Consider the following 17,581-nt stretch of genomic DNA (forward strand, 5'->3'; position numbering starts at 1 on the left):
CCACCCTTCGCCGGGGCGGCGCCGGGAACAACGGCCGTCTCCTCATCCTTGGATGAGCTGGGCTCATCGATCGACGGAAGAGGTGCGGGTGGGCAGCCTGGAGATACGGGAGCTGGAGTGCTTCCTCGTCCTCGCCGACGAGCTGCACTTCGGGCGGGCCGGCGAGCGGCTGTACATCTCGCAGAGCCGGGTCAGCCAGCTGCTCGCGGCCCTGGAGCGCAGACTCGGGGCGCGCCTGGTCGAGCGCACCAGCCGCCGCGTACGCCTGACGCCCTTCGGTGACGCCTTTCTGGCCGAACTACGCCCTTCGTACGAGCGGTTGACGGACGTCGTCGCCACGGCACGCGCGAGGGCGCTCGGACTCGGCGGCACGCTGCGGATCGGCTTCCAGGGCGCGGCCAACGCGTATCTGACGGGGGCGCTCGGCGCCTTCCGCGCGGCGCACCCCGAGGTCCGCACACAGGTCACCGAGATCGCGCTGTGCGATCCGTTCGGCGCGCTGCGGCGCGGCGAGGTGGACACGGCCGCCGTGCTGCTGCCGGTGGCCGAGCCGGATCTGGAGCTGGGGCCGGTCTTCTCCGAGCAGCGGCAGACCCTCGCCGTGTCGGTCCGGCACCCGTACGCCGCCCGGCCGTCCCTGCCCGCCGCCGAACTCGCCGGTGCCCGTCTCATCGCCCCGGCGGCGCCCGCCCCCGCCTACTGGCGTACGGCGCAGGCGCCCGGAGCGGGGGACGGGCCCACCGTGGCCACCCTCCAGGAGGGGCTGACCCTGGTGGCGGCGGACATCGGCGCGATGCTGCTGTGCCGCCCGAGCGCCGAGTACCACGCGCGCGACGACATCGTCTTCGTGCCGGTGGAGGGGCTGCCCGCCTCGGCGCTCGGTGTGGTGTGGCGCCGGGGCGGGGCGACGGCCGCCGTGCGCGCCTTCGCGGACGCGCTCGCCGGGGTCAGGGACGGGGACGGGGGCGGGGACCGCGTCAGGGACGGCGCACCTCGAAGAGGAAGCAGCCGTACTCCAGCGCCCTGACGTGGACGAGGGCGACCCGCGGATCGGCGAACGCCTCCTCGAAGGCCGCGTCGCACGCGGCGGTCGCGTCCGCCGGGACCGCGAGGAGGCGGCCGCCGACGATGTGGCCCTCGCTGTCGTAGCGGCGCACCGTGCGCAGCGCGCCCTCGTGCGCGAACGGATAGCCGTCCGCCTCCCCGGGCCCGTCGCACTCGGCGTGGATGAAGACCGGTCCCTGCTCGTCGTACGCCCCCGGCTTGGCCCAGGTCAGGGCCGCCCAGCGGCGCAGCGGGGCGTACGAGACGAGCGCGATGCGCTCGCCGGGATCGCTCGGGCGCAGACAGCAGCGCAGGGGCGCGCCGCCCTCGTCGTCGGTGAACGGGACGCAGGGCCGCCCCGCGTCGTCGCTCACGCGCAGCTGCGCGAGCGCGGCGGACCCGATGGCCCGGGCGGTGTAGGTCAAGGTCTCTGTCCTGGTCTCTGTCCTGGTCTCTGTCGTGGTCTCTGTCGTGGAAGCCGTCGTGTTCATGGCTTCGAGCCTGGCCCTGCGGCGCCGTGTCCACCGGCGGAATTCGGACCTGGCGCTGACCTGGCACAGGCGCGGGGAAAAGCGCTGTACGTCCGCCGGAGGTGTCGTGCAAGGATGGCCGGAACCGTCACGATCTGATGGATACATCTGAAGTTCTGAAGGAGATGGCCGGGTGCCTGGCACGAATCTGACCCGTGAAGAGGCTCAGCAGCGGGCGAAGCTGCTGAGCGTCGACTCGTACGCGATCGAGCTCGATCTGAGCGGGGCGCAGGAGGGAGGCACGTTCCGGTCCGTGACCACCGTGCGCTTCGACTCCGCCGAGGCCGGTGCGCAGACCTTCATCGACCTGGTCGCGCCCACCGTGCACGAGGTCGTCCTGAACGGCACCGCGCTGGACGCGGCCGCCGTGTTCGCCGACTCGCGGATCGCGCTCGCCGGTCTTGAGGCGGGCCCCAACGAGCTGAAGGTCGTCGCGGACTGCGCGTACACCAACACCGGCGAGGGCCTGCACCGCTTCGTCGACCCGGTCGACGACCAGGCGTACCTCTACACGCAGTTCGAGGTGCCGGACGCGCGCCGCGTCTTCGCGTCCTTCGAGCAGCCGGACCTGAAGGCGACCTTCCAGTTCACCGTGAAGGCGCCCTCGGGCTGGACGGTCATCTCCAACTCGCCGACGCCCGAGCCCTCCGAGGACGTGTGGACCTTCGAGCCCACCCCCCGGATCTCCAGCTACATCACGGCCCTGATCGTCGGTCCGTACCACTCGGTCCACTCCTCGTACGAGAAGGACGGGCAGTCGGTGCCGCTGGGCATCTACTGCCGTCCCTCGCTCGCCGAGTACCTCGACGCGGACGAGATCTTCGCGGTCACCCGGCAGGGCTTCGACTGGTTCCAGGAGAAGTTCGACTACGAGTACCCGTTCGCCAAGTACGACCAGCTCTTCGTGCCGGAGTTCAACGCGGGCGCGATGGAGAACGCGGGCGCGGTGACCATCCGCGACCAGTACGTGTTCCGCTCGAAGGTGACGGACGCCGCGTACGAGGTGCGCGCCGAGACCATCCTGCACGAGCTGGCGCACATGTGGTTCGGCGACCTGGTCACCATGGAGTGGTGGAACGACCTGTGGCTGAACGAGTCGTTCGCCACCTACACCTCCATCGCCTGCCAGGCGTACGCGCCCGGCTCCAAGTGGCCGCACGCCTGGACCACGTTCGCCAACTCCATGAAGACCTGGGCGTACCGGCAGGACCAGCTGCCGTCCACGCACCCGATCATGGCGGACATCCGCGACCTCGACGACGTGCTCGTCAACTTCGACGGCATCACGTACGCCAAGGGCGCGAGCGTGTTGAAGCAGCTCGTCGCGTACGTCGGCATGGACGAGTTCTTCCAGGGCGTGCAGGCGTACTTCAAGGCGCACGCGTTCGGCAACACGCGCCTGTCCGACCTGCTCGGCGCGCTGGAGGAGACCTCCGGGCGCGATCTGAAGACCTGGTCGAAGGCGTGGCTGGAGACGGCCGGGATCAACATCCTGCGCCCGGAGATCGAGGTCGACGGCGAGGGCGCCATCACCTCCTTCACCGTCCTCCAGGAGGCCCCGGCGCTGCCGGCGGGCGCCCAGGGCGAGCCGACCCTGCGCCCGCACCGCATCGCGATCGGCTTCTACGACCTGGACGAGGCGGGCAAGCTGGTCCGTACGCGCCGGATCGAGCTGGACGTCGACGGGGCGCGCACGGCCGTCGAGCTCCCGGCGGGCACCCGCCGCCCGGCCGTGGTCCTGCTCAACGACGACGACCTCTCGTACGCCAAGGTCCGCCTCGACGAGGAGTCCCTGAAGGTCGTCACCGCGCACCTCGGTGACTTCACCGAGTCGCTGCCGCGCGCGCTGTGCTGGGCCTCGGCGTGGGACATGACCCGCGACGGCGAACTGGCCACGCGCGACTACCTGGCGCTGGTCCTTTCCGGCATCGCCAAGGAGTCCGACATCGGCGTGGTGCAGTCGCTGCACCGCCAGGTGAAGATGGCCCTTGAGCTGTACGCGGCGCCCGACTGGCGCGAGACGGGCCTCGCTCGCTGGACCGAGGCGACGCTGGAGCAGCTGCGTGCGGCGGCTCCGGGCGGCGACCACCAGCTGGCGTGGGCGCGGGCGTTCGCGGCGACGGCCCGTACGGCCGACCAGCTCGACCTGCTCCAGGGGCTGCTCGACGGCACCGAGACGGTGGACGGCCTGGCCGTCGACACCGAGCTGCGCTGGGCGTTCGTCGAGCGCCTCGCGGCGACCGGGCGGGCCGACGAGAAGGCGATCGCGGCCGAGCTGGAGCGGGACCGCACGGCGGCGGGCGAGCGCCACGCGGCCACCGCGCGCGCGGCGCGGCCGACGGCCGAGGCGAAGGCCGAGGCGTGGGCGTCGGTCGTGGAGGGCGACACGCTGCCCAACGCGATGCAGGAGGCGGTGATCGGCGGGTTCGTCCAGACCGATCAGCGCGATCTGCTGGCGCCGTACACGGAGAAGTTCTTCGCGGCGGTCAAGGGTGTGTGGGAGTCGCGCTCGCACGAGATCGCGCAGCAGATCGCGACGGGTCTGTACCCGTCGCTCCAGGTCACGCAGGCCACCCTGTCCGCCACGGACGCCTGGCTCGCCTCGGCCTCCCCGAACGCGGCCCTGCGACGCCTGATCTCGGAATCCCGAGCGGGCGTGGAGCGCGCGCTGCGCGCGCAGGCGGCGGACGCGGCGACGTCGTAACGGGATTGGCCCCCACCCCACCCCTTCCCTGAACCCTCCGGGGGATGGGGAGGGGTGGGGGTGGGGTTTCCCGGGGGCTACGCCCCCGGACCCCTGGACCCCCGTTCGTCTGCGGGTTGTGTGTGGCTGGTCGCGCAGTTCCCCGCGCCCCTTAGATGGGCCCTTCGGGCCCTCCTTCAGGGGCGCGGGGCTGTGTCGATTTGCGGCTCCGCCGCGGTGGGGGTCCCCCCTGTTCGAGCGGAGTCGAGAACTTGGGGGAGCGAGCAACCCAGCACGGTCCGCAGCCGAACACCCCCGCCCCCGGAGGGTTCAGGGAAGGGGCGGGGTGGGGGAAGCAACCGCCCGCAGGGCGGACAGGACGCGGCCCGCGCCCGGGGCGGACTCCGCGCCTCGCCGTACCGCCGCCACCACATGGCGGTACGGACGGTCCGCGGCGAGTTCGCGCATCGCCACCCCCTCCCGCCGCACCGCGGCCATCCGGGGGACCAGCGCGACCCCCATCCCCGCCGCCACCATCGACAGGATCGCCGTCCACCCCGCCGCGCTGTGCGCCTGCGCGGGGACGAAACCCGCCGCCTCGCACGCGGCCGTGGTGATCTCGGACCACGGGCCGCTGCCCCCGAAGATCCACGCCTCCTCCGCCAGGTCGGCGAGGCGCAGGCCGGGCGCCGCCGCGAGCGGGTGGTCGGCGGGCAGGGCCACGTCCAGCGGGTCGGCGAGCAGCGGCACCACCGTGAAGCGGGGATCACGCGCGCTCGGCGCGTGCGCGGCCAGCGACAGGGCGAGGTCGACGTCACCGGCCGACAGCAACTCGTACGCCTCGGCCGCCTCCGCTTCCCGTACCCGTACCTCCAGCGCGGGATGGCTGCGCCGCAGCCGCAGCACGGCGGGAACCACCAGCGCGGGCACGGCCGTCGAGAACGCGCCCACCCGCACCTCGCCCGCCTCCCCCCGCAGATATCCGCTCAACTCCGCGTCCGCCCGCTCCAGTTGGGCGAAGACCGCGTCCGCGTGCCGCAGTACGAGACGGGCCGCGTCGGTGAGGCGGACCCGGCGGCCGTCGGCCTCCAGGAGGGTCACGCCGAGCTGCTTGGCGAGGTTGGTCAGCTGCTGCGAGACCGCCGAGGGCGTCATGCGCAGCGCCTCGGCGGTCGCGGTCACGGTCCCCCGCTCGTGCAGGGTCCGCAGGATCCGCAGCTTCTTGATGTCCCAGTCGGCCATGGCCGCAACCTACCTGCGCGACCCCAGCACCACTCCGCCGAGGATCAGCGCCATGCAGAGCAGCTGCCCCGACCCGGTCGCCTCGCCGAGCAGGGCGAAGGAGAGCAGCGCCACGCACACCGGCTGGAGGTAGTAGACGACGCCCGCGCGGGCCGCGCCGATCAGGCCGATCGCCTTGTTCCAGGCGAAGAAGGCGACCGCCGAGGACAGCACCCCGACGTACACCAGCGGCCCGACCGTCCCCGGCGTCGCCGCGAACCCGCCCTGGACGGCGACGCTGATCCCGTACACCGGCGCCAGCATCAGCGCGCCCAGCGCGAACGTGCTGAACAGGAAGGCGAGCGGGCCGAGTTCGGCCGGGCGGCGGCGCAGCAGCGCGCTGTACGAGGCGAAGGAGAGGGCCGCCGCGACCATCCACAGGTCGCCCGGGGCGAAGTCGGGGGTCGGCGAGCCCTTGCTGACGAGCAGCAGCACCCCGGCGCAGGCGACGAGCATCCCGGCCGTGCGGCGCGCGCCGAGCCGCTGCCCGCCGAACCGTTCGTACACCGCCATCAGGACCGGCGACGCGGCCATGATCATGCCCATGTTGCCCGCCGAGGTGGAGAGTCCGGCCTGGTTGACGAGGGTGTTGTAGACGGTGACGCCGAGCAGGGCGGCGACGGCGACGAAGGCCGAGTGGCGGCGGATCAGGGCCCGTTGGCGCCAGGCCTCGCGGGCCGCGAAGGGCGCGACCGCCGCCAGCGCGATGATCCAGCGCCAGAAGGCGGCCTGGACGGGCGGTACGGAGTCGTGGAGCGCCCGGGAGGCGACGAAGCTGCCCGACCAGACGACGGTGGCGAGCCCCGCGAGGAGCAGTCCGCGCCCACCGGCCCGGGACGCGCGGGACGCCCCGGTGGCGGACTGCCGGTCGGTGGCCTGCTGGTCCGTGGTGGGGCGGTCGGTGGTCGGCTCGGGTCGGACAGGTGCGCTCTCCAGGACTGCCACGTTCTTCGTCGCTCCTCTGTGGGATCTCGGTGTGCACCGTTCACCGAGGCGTTCTCGGCGGGTGGACCCCTACCGTCGCACCACAGGAACCGTCAGGTCCATCGAATCTTTTTGATCGATCCCTTCAGGAGAAGTGAACGAAGTGGCGACGGTACGGGTACGGGCCTTGCCGCGCGGCGTCCACTGGCCCGCCAGCGTCGCCCCGAACGCGATCGCCATCCCGACCAGTTGGAGCGGCGCCAGCGACTGCCCGAGCGCGGCCCAGCCGATGACGGCCGCGGTGAGCGGCGAGAGCGGGCCCAGGAAGGTCACCGAGGTCGCGGTCAGCCGGCCGATGCCGCGGAACCAGAGCCAGTACGCGACGGCCGTGTTGACCAGGGCGAGGTAGAGGTAGCCCACGAGGTTGCGGCCGTCGAGCGCGGGCGGCGCGCCCTCGGTCAGGAAGGCGATCGGCGCGATGAGCAGCCCGCCCGCGGTGAGCTGCCACCCGGTGAGCACCAGCGGCCCGACCCCCTCGGGCCGCCCCCACCGCTTGGTGAACACGGTCCCGGCGGCCATCGAGGCCGAGGACGCCACCCCGGCGAGCACCCCGACGGTGTCCAGCGCGCCCGCCGCCCGCAGCACCACGAGGCTCACCCCGAGCGCGGCCGCGATACCGGTGAGCAGCGTGCGCAGGGTCGGCTTCTCGCCCAGGAAGAGCGCGGCGAGCCCGGCCACCCACAGCGGCCCCACCGACCCGATGACGGCGGCCATGCCGCCGGGCAGCCGGTAGGCGGAGAGGAAGAGCAGCGGGAAGAACGCCCCGATGTTCAGCGCCCCGAGCACCCCCGCCTTCCACCACCACTCCCCTCTCGGCAGCCGTCGCGTGACGGCGAGCAGCGCGAGTCCGGCGGGCAGCGCCCGCATCATGCCGGTGAACAACGGCCGGTCGGCGGGCAGGAACTGCGTGGTCACGGCGTATGTGGAGCCCCAGGAGACGGGGGCCAGGGCGGTGAGCGCGATGGTGGCCATGCGACTCGGGTTGCGGACGCTGCTCATGGGGACTCCAGACGGAGACGGGAAGCCGGTGCCGAAGTGGCTCGACCGAAGTGACTCGTGGAAGTGACTCGATGGAAAGTAGCTTACCCCTAAGCTACTTTCCGTCAAGCAACTTTCTTGCGGCCGACCCATTGCGCTCGGATACTGGGCCCATGACCGCAACCACCCCCCGCGACCCCGTCGACGCCATCACCGCACAGTGGGCGGAGGTCAGGCCCGACCTGGACACCGTTCCGATGGCCGTCTACGGCCGGATCTACCGCATCTCCCGCGCGATGGGCGACCGGATCGAGAAGGAGTACAAGCGGTTCGGGATCTCACGCGGCGAGTTCGACGTGCTCGCGACGCTGCGCCGCTCCGGCGAGCCGTACACGCTCTCGCCGCGTCAGCTCTCGGCGACGCTGATGCTCACCACCGGCGGGATGACCGGGCGGCTCGACAAGCTGGAGAAGGCCGGACTGCTGAGCCGCAGCCCGGATCCGCACGACCGGCGCGGGCTGCGCGTCACGCTCTCCGACAAGGGTCGGGAGATCGTCGACGAGTCGGTGACGGCGGGCCTGGCGATACAGCACGAGGTGCTGGACGGGGCGCTCGACGAGGCCGAGGCGGCCCAGTTGTCCGATCTGCTGCGCAAGCTGCTCGCCGCGCACTGACCGGGCGGAGCGGGGTCCCGGAATGAGAAATGGCGCTTTGCGGTACGAGTCGGACTCGTACCGCAAAGCGCCTTCTCAAGGCGTGAAGCGTGGGCGGTCAGGCCTTCTTGTGCGACTTGTCGAGGACCATGACCAGGCCCGCGATGACCGCGAAGAGCGCGAGCGGCGCGAGCACGTACAGACCGATCGTGCTCATCACGCTCAGGCCCTTGCCCGGGTCGTCGCCGTCGTCGCGGGTGAGCGCGAGGGCGGGGCTCGACATGAGCAGCATCATCAGCGTCGTACCGGCCGCCACGGCGCCGGCGCGCAGGGTGTTCTTCTTGTCCACGGGCCAAACGTAGCGAACGCCTAAGTGGGGCGCGCGCCCGGGGGTGCCGTATGAGTGCGCGCACCCGTCGGCGCGGTGCGCGCCCCCAAGCTCTCAAGGAGCAGGGGGGACCCCCACGCCGGTGAACACCCGCATCAGGTCGTGCAGGCGGGGCGAGGAGACCAGGTCCTCCAGGGCCAGCGGGCGCCCGTCCGGGCCCGCCACCGGCAGGCGCCAGTTGGGGTACTGGTCCCAGGTGCCCGGCAGGTTCTGCGGGCGGCGGTCGCCCACCGCGTCCGGCAGCCAGACCCCGACCATCCGGGCGGGCGTGCGCAGCAGGAACCGGTAGACGGCCCGGACCGCGCCCTCCTCGCCCCGCGCGCCCTCCGGCAGCAGCCCGAGCCGGGCGAGGCAGGACAGCCACTCCCCCACCTCGGCCGCGTCCTCGGCCTGTTCCTGGGCGAGCGGGCGGGTGAGCAGGCCGAGGCGGTGGCGCAGGCCGACGTGTTCGCCGGTGAGCCGGGCGGCCGTGGACGGCAGGTCGTGCGTGGTGGCGGTGGCCACGCACGCCTCGCGCCAGGCGGCGGGGGGCAGCGGCCGGCCGGTGCCGCCCCAGTCGCGTTCGAACCAGAGCACCGAGGTGCCCAGCACGCCGCGCTCGGCCAGCGTCTCCCGTACGCCGGGCTCGACCGTGCCCAGGTCCTCCCCTATGACGACGGCTCCGGCGCGGTGGGCCTCCAGGACGAGGACGGCGAGCATCGCCTCGGCGTCGTAGCGCACATACGTCCCCGCCGTCGGCTCCTCGCCCCGCGGCACCCACCACAGCCGGAAGAGCCCCATGACGTGGTCGATCCGCAGCGCCCCGGCGTGCCGCAGCAGATTGCGCAGCAGTCCCCGGTACGCGGCGTACCCGGTCGCGGCCAGCACGTCCGGGCGCCAGGGCGGCAGGCCCCAGTCCTGGCCGCGCGCGTTGAAGGCGTCGGGCGGCGCGCCCACCGACATGCCCTGGGCGAACGTCCGCTGCTGGGCCCAGGCGTCGGCGCCGCCGGGGTGCACGCCGACGGCGAGGTCGTGGACGAGCCCGACCGCCATCCCGGCCTCCCGGGCGGCCCGTTGGGCGGCGGCGAGCTGGGTGTCGGTGAGCCAGGCGAGCCGGGTGTGGAAGTCGACGCGGTCGATGAGCTCACGGCGGGCGCGCGCGGTGGCGGCCGAGCGGGGGTCGCGCAGACCGTGCGGCCACCGGGTCCAGTCCGGCCCGTACCGCTCGGCGAGCGCGCACCAGGTGGCGTGGTCCTCCAGGGCCTGCCCCTGCCGCGCCAGATGGTCGCAGTACGCGGCCCGCCGCCCCGGCGCCAGCGGTACGCGCCCGATCTCCTCCAGCGCCTCCCGCTTGAGCGCCCACACCGCGTCCCGGTCGATCAACTCGCCGTCGTCCAGGACGGATCGGCGCAGCGCGTCGGCCGCCTTGAGCAGTTCGTCGAGCCTGCGTCTGTCGCGTACGTACGCGTACTCGGGGACGTCCTCGATCCGCAGGTGCACGGGGTCGGGGAAGCGGCGCGACGAGGGGCGGTAGGGCGAGGGGTCGGTGGGGGTGCCCGGGACGGCGGCGTGCAGCGGGTTGATCTGGAGGAACCCGGCCCCCACGGCCCGCCCCGCCCACGCGGCGACCTCCGCGAGGTCCCCGAGGTCGCCCATGCCCCAGGAGCGGGCTGAGAGCAGCGAGTACAGCTGCACGAGGAACCCGTGGGTGCGGGCGGGGGGTTGCGGGGTGCGCCCCGGAGCCACGACGAGGGTGGCGCGCGCGGTGCGGCCGTCGGGGGTGCGGGCGGTGACGCGGTGGACCCCGAGGGGGAGGGCGGGCCAGGGGGTGGCTTCGGCTGTCGGCGGCTCGGGGGGTGGCGGCTCGGGCGGCGCCGGGCGCTCGGCGGCCTGCGATGCCTCGGCCGCTCCCGGTGGCTCCGCCGTCCGCGGTGTCGTCCACCGGGTCTCCCCGCCGTCCTCCGTCTCGACGTGGACCACCGTGCCCGGGGGCAGGGCCAGGAAGGCCGGGGGCGGGGGCGGTGGGCCCGGGGTGTGCCAGTGGACCACCGTGGGGGGCAACAGGCGTTCCGCCTCGGCCAGTTCGGCCGCCGCCAGCGAGGCGGCCACCGCCTCGGGGGTCGCCGCGGCCACGCCCAGCGCGGCGAGCACCGCGACGACGGTGGCGTCCGCGACCGGAACCGTACGGTCCGGCGACGGGTCGTACGAGGTGGCGACGCCGTGCAGCGCGGCGAGCCGGGCGAGGGTCATGGCATCAGGCTCCGGTCGGCCCGGCCACCGGGGTCGGCTCGCTGGTCAGGGGCGCCGCCTCGGTCAACGGCGGCTCGCTGGTGAGCGGTTCGGCGTCGGCCAGCGGAGGTTCGCTGGTCAGGGGCTGTTCGAGGGCGGAGACGGCCACGGGGGCTCCACGGAGTGTCGGCAACGGGGGACACAGCAGCCCTACCCCGTGGGCGGGCTCCCATCCGTACAACGTGAGGCGGGTCACTGTCGTCACTGGGCGTTCGCCGCGCCGACACGTTTCTCCGCTCGTGAACGATCACCGGACGGGGCAATTCCGGCACAACAGTCACCCGCATTGACACCCTTGCCGCAGGGGTGGTGGGCTCGGGGCGGGTTGTGGCGCGGGCGGCCGCAAAAGCGGTGCCGAGGCGAGGAGATGGCGTGCGGTTCGGGCGCGGTAGGCGGGCGACGGCTCTCGCCGTGGCCGTGATCGGCGGGCTCCTCGGCGCGGCCCCCGGCGCCCTCGCGGCCCCGGCGGGACCCTGGGCGCCCGACCAGCCCACCACCGGCCCCGCCAAGGACGCCGGACAGGACTCCGTCCCGGCCGTCTGGCCCCGGCCGCAGTCGGTCAAGCGGGCCGGGACCGGGCTGAGCCTGGGCAGCGAGGCCGTGGTGGTCGCCGACCCCGGCGCCGACCCGTACGCGGTGGCCGCGCTCGGTGACGTACTCGACGGGGCGGGCGTCGCCACCGTCCACGACGGGCTCGCGGGCAACGGGCCGGTGTTCCTGATCGGCGGGGCGGGCGCGCAGGACGCGCTGCGCACCCTGCGGGTGCCCGAGCGCGGGGACCTGCCGTCCGGCGGGTACCGGATCGGCGTCGGCCGGGTCGGCGGGCGGGACACCGTCGCGCTCGACGGCGTCGGCGAGGACGGGCTCTTCCACGCCGTGCAGACGCTGCGTCAGCTGATCGGCACCGGCGCGCGCGGGGACGCGACCGTGCCCGGGGTGAGCGTGCGGGACTGGCCCGCCACCGCCGTACGCGGCACGACGGAAGGTTTCTACGGGCAGCCGTGGACGCCCGAACAGCGGCTCGGCCAGCTGGACTTCATGGGGCGCACCAAGCAGAACCGCTACCTGTACGCACCGGGCGACGACCCGTACCGCCAGGCGCGGTGGCGCGACCCGTACCCGGCCGACCAGCGCGCCGCCTTCCGTACGCTCGCCGCCCGCGCCGCCGCCAACCATGTGACGCTCGCCTGGGCGGTGGCGCCCGGCCAGGAGATGTGCCTGTCCTCGGACGGCGACGTGAAGGCGCTGCTGCGCAAGCTCGACGCGATGTGGGCGCTCGGCGTGCGCGCCTTCCAGCTCCAGTTCCAGGACGTCAGCTACAGCGAGTGGCACTGCGGCCAGGACTCCAGGACGTTCGGGCGCGGTCCCGCGGCCGCCGCCCGCGCCCACGCGCGCGTGGCGAACGCCGTCGCCGCCCATCTCGCCGAGCGCTACCCCGGCTCGCAGCCGCTGTCGCTGATGCCGACGGAGTACTACCAGGACGGCGCCACCAAGTACCGCGGTGCGCTGGCGGACGGCCTGGACGCGCGCGTACAGGTCGCCTGGACGGGTGTCGGGGTGGTGCCGCGCACCATCACCGGGCGCGAACTGGCGGGCGCGCGGTCCGCGTTCGGGCATCCCCTGGTGACGATGGACAACTATCCGGTCAACGACTGGGCGCCCGGCCGGATCTTCCTCGGCCCGTACACCGGCCGCGAGCCCGCCGTCGCGACCGGCTCGGCGGCGCTGCTCGCCAACGCCATGGAACAGGCGTCGGCCTCCCGCATCCCGCTGTTCACGGCGGCGGACTACGCCTGGAACCCGCAGGGTTACGAGCCCGAGGCCTCCTGGCGGGCCGCGATAGCCGATCTCGCGGGCGGCGACGCGCCGGTGCGCGAGGCGCTGACCGCGCTGGCCGGCAACGACTCCTCGTCGGTGCTCAGCGGCGCCGAGTCGGCCTATCTGCGCCCGCTGCTCGACGCGTTCTGGCAGTCGCGCGGCTCGGCGGACCCGGCGGTGCGGGACGCGGCGGCCGCGCGGCTGCGTTCGGCCTTCACGGTGATGCGCCAGACCCCCGACCGGCTCGCCGCCGACAGCGCGCTGGCCGACGAGGTCCGCCCCTGGTCCGACCGGCTCGCCCGGTACGGCCGGGCCGGGGAGGTCGCCGTCGACATGCTCCAGGCGCAGGCCCACGGCCACGGCGCGGCCGCCTGGCGGGCCTCGCTCGCCCTGGAGCCGCTGCGGCAGAGCGCCGCGACCGGGACGGCCACGGTCGGCAAGGGGGTCCTGGACGCGTTCCTGGCGCGCGCGGCGGACGCGTCGGCGGCCTGGACGGGCGCGGACCGCCCCGCCGGGGCCGTCACCGTGTCACCGGACGCGTACACCGTGGGCCTGGGGCGGGTGCGCCCGGTGGAGGCCCTGACGGTCATGGACGACGCGGGCTTCGGCCCGGGCCCCGCCGTGGGTCCCGGCTCGGGCCCGCCCGGCTGGGCCACGGCGGGCCGGGCGCCCGACCCGGTCGTCGGCCCCGGCCCCGTCCTCGCCGCCGCGCGCGTGCCCTGGGCCGAGGGCGGGGCGCTGGTGCAGGTGCACGTGCCGGGCCAGGGCTGGCGCAGCGTCGGGCCGCTCTCGGGCGACGGCTGGACCCAGGCCCCCGCCGGGGGCGTCCTCGCCGACGCCGTCCGCGTGACGGGCCCCTCCGACTCCGTACGGTCCGTACGGCATCTCATCCCGTGGTTCGCGGACGAGCCGCGCGCCCGCTTCGAGCTGGCGAAGGACGCGACCGACGCGGAGATCGGCGGCAAGCCGCAGCGGGTCGCGGCGGTCCTGACGTCGACGCGGCCCGGGGACGTACGGGGCACGCTCGCCGCGCGCGCTCCCCGGGGCATCGCGGTCACGCTCCCGGACGCGGCCACGGTGCCGCGCGGCGCCACGGCGACGGTTCCGGTGGAGGTCTCAGTAGCACCGGGCACCCCGGCGGGCGAGTACCGCGTGCCGGTCTCCTTCGCCGGACAGGAGCGGATCCTGACCGTACGGGCGTATCCGCGCACGGTCGGCCCCGATCTGATCGCGGGCGCGGCCGCGTCGTCCTCCGGCGACGAGACCCCCGCGTTCCCGGCCCGCGCGGCGGCCGACGGCGACCCGTCGACCCGCTGGTCCTCCCCGGCCGTCGACAACGCCTGGTGGCAGGCCGAACTGCCGGCCCGCAGCCGCGTCGGCCTGGTGGTCCTGAACTGGCAGGACGCCTACGCGAGCGCGTACACGATCCAGGTCTCCCCCGACGGCCGCACCTGGCGCACGGCGGCCACGGTCCGCGACGGCAAGGGCGGCCGGGAGGCGGTCCGCATGGACGCCCGCGACGCCCGCTTCCTCCGCGTCCAGGGCGTCACACGAGCGACCCCCTACGGCTACTCACTGTGGTCGGTGGAGGCGTACGCGGTAGCGCAGTAATGCCCGCGCAGACAAATCTGGCCCGGAATCAGGCAGAAATGCCATCGATCCGGGCCAGAGCATCATCCGCCCCGAACGGTTGGAGGTACGGGAGCCATCGCGGATCCCGATGCCCCGTACCGATGATGCGCCAGGCGAGCCCACTGGGCGGCGCGGGCTGATGGCGCAGGCGCCAGCCGAGCTCCAGCAGATGCCGGTCGGCCTTGACGTGGTTGCAGCGACGGCACGCGGCCACCACGTTGTCCCAGACGTGCAGACCACCACGGCTGCGCGGGATGACGTGGTCGACGCTGGTTGCGACGCCACCGCAGTACATACAGCGCCCGCCGTCCCGTGCGAAGAGCGCACGGCGGGTCAGCGGAACGGGCCCCCGGTAGGGGACCCGTACGAATCTCTTCAGCCGGACCACGCTGGGCGCGGGGACGGCACGGGTCGCGCTATGCATGAAGGCGCCGGATTCCTCCAGGCAGACTGCCTTGTTTTCGAGCACGAGGACGAGCGCGCGGCGGAGCGGTACGACGCCGAGGGGCTCGTACGACGCGTTGAGGACCAGGACGTGCGGCACGGTGGATGCCTCCTTGTACGCCGGCGGCGCGTGGCTCGCGCCGGGACGATCTGCCTTCAGTCTCTCCTCATGCCTGGTCGAAACGCCACCACGTCCGGGTAACGGGCTGGAAGTGTTTTCGACCACACTCCCCACCATCCCCCGTCCGGGTCCGTCTCTCCCTCGAACACGGCACCGAAGCACATGGGTTGCCCCGTTAGTGTGGTTGGCCTGCCGTCGCACTGTCGGCAGCGCAAGTCCTGGAGGTTCCCGCCGTGCACTGGCCCGCCGTATTGGCCGCCGGATCCCCGTCCCCCGATCCCACCGGCCCGACGACCACCCCGGTCACTCTCGACGACGCCCAGAAGTCGGCCACCGAGGCCGCCGGCTGGGTCGAGCAGAACTGGTCGACGTGGCTCGCGATCGGCCTGCGCATCCTGCTGATCCTGATCATCGCCTCGGTGCTGCGGGTGCTGATACGCCGGGCACTGACCAAGCTCATAGACCGGATGAACCGCAGCGCCCAGGCCGTGGAGGGCACCGCGCTCGGCGGTCTGCTGGTCAACGTCGAGCGCCGCCGCCAGCGCTCGGAGGCGATCGGTTCGGTCCTGCGCTCGGTCGCGTCCTTCCTGATCCTGGGCACGGCGGCCCTGATGGTCCTGGGCGTCCTCAACATCGACCTGGCGCCGCTGCTCGCCTCGGCGGGTGTCGCGGGTGTGGCGATCGGCTTCGGCGCGCGCAACCTCGTCACGGACTTCCTGTCCGGCGTCTTCATGATTCTGGAGGACCAGTACGGAGTCGGCGACTCGATCGACGCGGGCGTGGCGTCCGGCGAGGTCGTCGAGGTCGGCCTGCGGGTGACGAAGCTGCGCGGCGACAACGGCGAGATCTGGTACGTGCGCAACGGAGAGATCAAGCGCATCGGCAACCTCAGCCAGGGCTGGGCCACGGCCGGTGTCGACGTCCGGGTCCGCCCGACCGAGGACCTGGCCCGGGTCCGCGCGGTGATCGCCGAGGCCACCGATTCCATGACCAAGGACGAGCCGTGGAACGAGCGGCTGTGGGGCCCGGTGGAGATCCTGGGCCTCAACGAGGTCCTGCTGGAGTCGATGGTCATCCGTATCTCGGCGAAGACCATGCCGGGCAAGGCGCTGGGCGTCGAGCGCGAGATGCGCTGGCGCATCAAGGAGGCGTTCGACGCGGCGGGCATCCGCATCGTGGGCGGCCCGCCGCTGACGGACACGCCCGCCTCCGCCCCCGACCCGACGGCGTCCATGTCCGCCCCCTCGGCCCTGGGCAACCCGACGTCCCCGCAGTCCCTGGCCACCGCCCCGATACCGCCGGGACCGAGCCTGTCGAAGTAGTAACGGAATGGTCGTCGTCGGGGTCGGCCCATTGACGGGGCCCTGACGTGCGGCCTACCGTCCTCCCAACCAAATAGGAAACTTTCCTAACAGTGTCGCCCGCCACGCCGCAGCAGCGGCGTGGCGGGCCTCAGCCGAAGGCAGGTGCAACCGTCGTGGCGGGTACCACCCCGGGAACTCCGCGCGTACTGCGCGCCATGAACGACCGTGCCGCCCTCGATCTCCTGCTGGAGCACGGGCCGCTGTCCCGCACCCGGATCGGGAAGCTCACCGGGCTCTCCAAGCCCACCGCCTCCCAGCTGCTCGCGCGGCTCGAAGCCGCCGGGCTTGTCGTCGCGACCGGGACCACCGAAGGCCGCCCGGGCCCCAACGCCCAGCTGTACACGGTGAACGCGCGCGCCGCGCACGTCGCCGGGCTCGACGTCACACCCCAGCGCATCCGCGCCGCCGTCGCGGACGTGACCGGGAAGGTGGTCGGCGAGTGCGAGGTGCGCACGCCCGGGCGGCGCGGCGCCGAGTCCGTGGTGCGCCAGGTGACCGACGCCCTCGACGGGGCCGTCAAGGCCGCCGCTCTGGTCCGCGCCGATCTGCACCGCGTCGTCATCGGCACCCCCGGCGCCTTCGACCCCGGCACCGGCCGGCTGCGCTACGCCTCCCACCTGCCCGGCTGGCACTCCCCCGCGCTGCTCGACGAGCTCGCCGCCGCGCTGCCCATGCCGGTCGAGTACGAGAACGACGTCAACCTCGCCGCCGTCGCCGAGCAGCGCCTGGGCGCGGCCCGGGGCCACGACGACTTCGTGCTCCTCTGGAACGAGGGCGGGCTCGGCGCCGCCCTCGTCATGGGCGGGCGGCTGCACCGCGGCTTCACCGGCGGCGCGGGCGAGGTCGGCTTCCTGCCGGTGCCGGGCGCCCCCCTGGTACGCCATGTGACCAAGGCCAACAGCGGCGGCTTCCAGGAGCTGGCCGGCGGGCAGGTGGTGCCCCGGCTGGCCCGGGAGTTCGCAGTGCCGGACATCCCCGGCGGCACCCCCATCGAGGTCGCCGTCGCGCTGGTCGCCCGGGCGGCCGAGGCCGACGACGGGCCGTACCGGCAGCTCCTGGAGACGTTCGCCACCGGCCTGGCCACCGGTCTCGCCTCGCTTGTCGCCGTACTCGATCCCGAACTCGTCGTCCTCTCCGGCGCGCTGATCGCCGCCGGGGGCGAGCCGCTGCGCGAGCTCGTCCAGACCGAGCTGGGCGAGCTGGCCGCCTCGCGGCCCCGGCTCGTCATCGGCGAGGTGACCCGTCACCCGGTGCTGCGGGGCGCGTTGGAGAGCGCCCTGGCCACCACCCGGGACGAAGTCTTCGACACCTCGCGCTGAGACGCCTCCCGTCGAGACGCCTGCCCGTGGGCCCTGGGCCTTGAGGCGCGTCTCGTCGAGACGCACCCCGCCGT

14 protein-coding genes are annotated in these 17,581 nt (G+C 73.8%); 6 read left to right on the forward strand and 8 right to left on the reverse strand.

Annotation, left to right across the window (positions count from 1 at the left end; translation table 11 throughout):
- Positions 1-52 precede the first annotated feature (52 nt).
- The gene (locus ACGFRG_RS12335) at positions 53-1,027 is read left to right on the forward strand and encodes a LysR family transcriptional regulator (protein ID WP_393263421.1); all 975 of its coding nucleotides are present in this window, start codon (positions 53-55) and stop codon (positions 1,025-1,027) included.
- On the opposite strand, the gene ACGFRG_RS12340 is transcribed toward ACGFRG_RS12335, so the two are convergent.
- Positions 978-1,469 carry a DUF1203 domain-containing protein gene (locus ACGFRG_RS12340; RefSeq protein WP_393263423.1) on the reverse strand — a complete coding sequence of 164 codons (492 nt, stop codon included), beginning with the start codon at positions 1,467-1,469 and terminating at the stop codon, positions 978-980. The genes ACGFRG_RS12335 and ACGFRG_RS12340 overlap by 50 nt on opposite strands.
- 238 nt (positions 1,470-1,707) lie before the next feature.
- Between ACGFRG_RS12340 and pepN the strand changes: the two genes are divergently transcribed.
- Positions 1,708-4,278 carry an aminopeptidase N gene (gene pepN / locus ACGFRG_RS12345; protein WP_393263425.1) on the forward strand — a complete coding sequence of 857 codons (2,571 nt, stop codon included), beginning with the start codon at positions 1,708-1,710 and terminating at the stop codon, positions 4,276-4,278.
- A gap of 309 nt (positions 4,279-4,587) precedes the next feature.
- Here pepN and ACGFRG_RS12350 read toward each other — a convergent pair whose 3' ends face one another.
- The 3 genes from ACGFRG_RS12350 to ACGFRG_RS12360 all read right to left on the reverse strand — a co-directional run bounded on the left by ACGFRG_RS12350 (position 4,588) and on the right by ACGFRG_RS12360 (position 7,521).
- Complete coding sequence (locus ACGFRG_RS12350) at positions 4,588-5,499, reverse strand: LysR family transcriptional regulator (protein ID WP_361429996.1); 912 nt, start codon at positions 5,497-5,499, stop codon at positions 4,588-4,590.
- A 9-nt stretch (positions 5,500-5,508) separates the two neighbouring features.
- Entirely contained in the window at positions 5,509-6,483 is a 975-nt protein-coding gene (locus ACGFRG_RS12355) for a DMT family transporter (RefSeq protein ID WP_393263427.1), read from the reverse strand.
- Between the two features lie 69 nt (positions 6,484-6,552).
- On the reverse strand, positions 6,553-7,521 hold the full coding sequence (locus tag ACGFRG_RS12360) for an EamA family transporter (protein ID WP_393263429.1): 969 nt from the start codon (positions 7,519-7,521) through the stop codon (positions 6,553-6,555).
- 152 nt (positions 7,522-7,673) lie between these two features.
- Here ACGFRG_RS12360 and ACGFRG_RS12365 point away from each other — a divergent pair, with 152 nt between their 5' ends.
- The gene (locus ACGFRG_RS12365) at positions 7,674-8,174 is read left to right on the forward strand and encodes a MarR family transcriptional regulator (RefSeq protein WP_361429994.1); all 501 of its coding nucleotides are present in this window, start codon (positions 7,674-7,676) and stop codon (positions 8,172-8,174) included.
- A 97-nt stretch (positions 8,175-8,271) separates the two neighbouring features.
- Here ACGFRG_RS12365 and ACGFRG_RS12370 read toward each other — a convergent pair whose 3' ends face one another.
- The 3 genes from ACGFRG_RS12370 to ACGFRG_RS12380 all read right to left on the reverse strand — a co-directional run bounded on the left by ACGFRG_RS12370 (position 8,272) and on the right by ACGFRG_RS12380 (position 10,954).
- Positions 8,272-8,502, reverse strand: coding sequence for a hypothetical protein (locus ACGFRG_RS12370; RefSeq protein ID WP_361429993.1), 231 nt, complete (start codon positions 8,500-8,502; stop codon positions 8,272-8,274).
- Between the two features lie 93 nt (positions 8,503-8,595).
- Positions 8,596-10,770: a 4-alpha-glucanotransferase gene (gene malQ / locus ACGFRG_RS12375; protein ID WP_393263431.1), complete on the reverse strand. Its 2,175-nt coding sequence runs from the start codon at positions 10,768-10,770 to the stop codon at positions 8,596-8,598.
- Positions 10,771-10,774: 4 nt separating this feature from the next.
- Positions 10,775-10,954 carry a hypothetical protein gene (locus ACGFRG_RS12380; protein WP_361430002.1) on the reverse strand — a complete coding sequence of 60 codons (180 nt, stop codon included), beginning with the start codon at positions 10,952-10,954 and terminating at the stop codon, positions 10,775-10,777.
- 227 nt (positions 10,955-11,181) lie between these two features.
- Between ACGFRG_RS12380 and ACGFRG_RS12385 the strand changes: the two genes are divergently transcribed.
- Complete coding sequence (locus ACGFRG_RS12385) at positions 11,182-14,238, forward strand: beta-N-acetylglucosaminidase domain-containing protein (RefSeq protein ID WP_393263433.1); 3,057 nt, start codon at positions 11,182-11,184, stop codon at positions 14,236-14,238.
- A 28-nt stretch (positions 14,239-14,266) separates the two neighbouring features.
- Here ACGFRG_RS12385 and ACGFRG_RS12390 read toward each other — a convergent pair whose 3' ends face one another.
- Positions 14,267-14,803, reverse strand: a complete 537-nt coding sequence (locus ACGFRG_RS12390; RefSeq protein WP_188278129.1) for an HNH endonuclease — start codon at positions 14,801-14,803, stop codon at positions 14,267-14,269.
- 254 nt (positions 14,804-15,057) lie between these two features.
- Here ACGFRG_RS12390 and ACGFRG_RS12395 point away from each other — a divergent pair, with 254 nt between their 5' ends.
- Positions 15,058-16,146, forward strand: a complete 1,089-nt coding sequence (locus ACGFRG_RS12395) for a mechanosensitive ion channel family protein (RefSeq protein WP_393263435.1) — start codon at positions 15,058-15,060, stop codon at positions 16,144-16,146.
- A gap of 155 nt (positions 16,147-16,301) precedes the next feature.
- Complete coding sequence (locus ACGFRG_RS12400) at positions 16,302-17,507, forward strand: ROK family transcriptional regulator (protein ID WP_393263437.1); 1,206 nt, start codon at positions 16,302-16,304, stop codon at positions 17,505-17,507.
- Positions 17,508-17,581 lie beyond the last annotated feature (74 nt).

Source organism: Streptomyces sp. NPDC048696, assembly GCF_043198895.1.
Lineage (GTDB): Bacteria > Actinomycetota > Actinomycetes > Streptomycetales > Streptomycetaceae > Streptomyces.

What these genes read in the sequence shown, in the direction of transcription:
- ACGFRG_RS12350 (WP_361429996.1), bottom strand. Translation starts at nt 5,499, where the DNA reads ATGGCCGACTGGGACATCAAGAAGCTGCGGATCCTGCGGACCCTGCAC.
- ACGFRG_RS12360 (WP_393263429.1), bottom strand. Translation starts at nt 7,521, where the DNA reads ATGAGCAGCGTCCGCAACCCGAGTCGCATGGCCACCATCGCGCTCACC.
- ACGFRG_RS12335 (WP_393263421.1), top strand. Translation starts at nt 53, where the DNA reads ATGAGCTGGGCTCATCGATCGACGGAAGAGGTGCGGGTGGGCAGCCTG.
- ACGFRG_RS12365 (WP_361429994.1), top strand. Translation starts at nt 7,674, where the DNA reads ATGACCGCAACCACCCCCCGCGACCCCGTCGACGCCATCACCGCACAG.
- malQ (WP_393263431.1), bottom strand. Translation starts at nt 10,770, where the DNA reads ATGACCCTCGCCCGGCTCGCCGCGCTGCACGGCGTCGCCACCTCGTAC.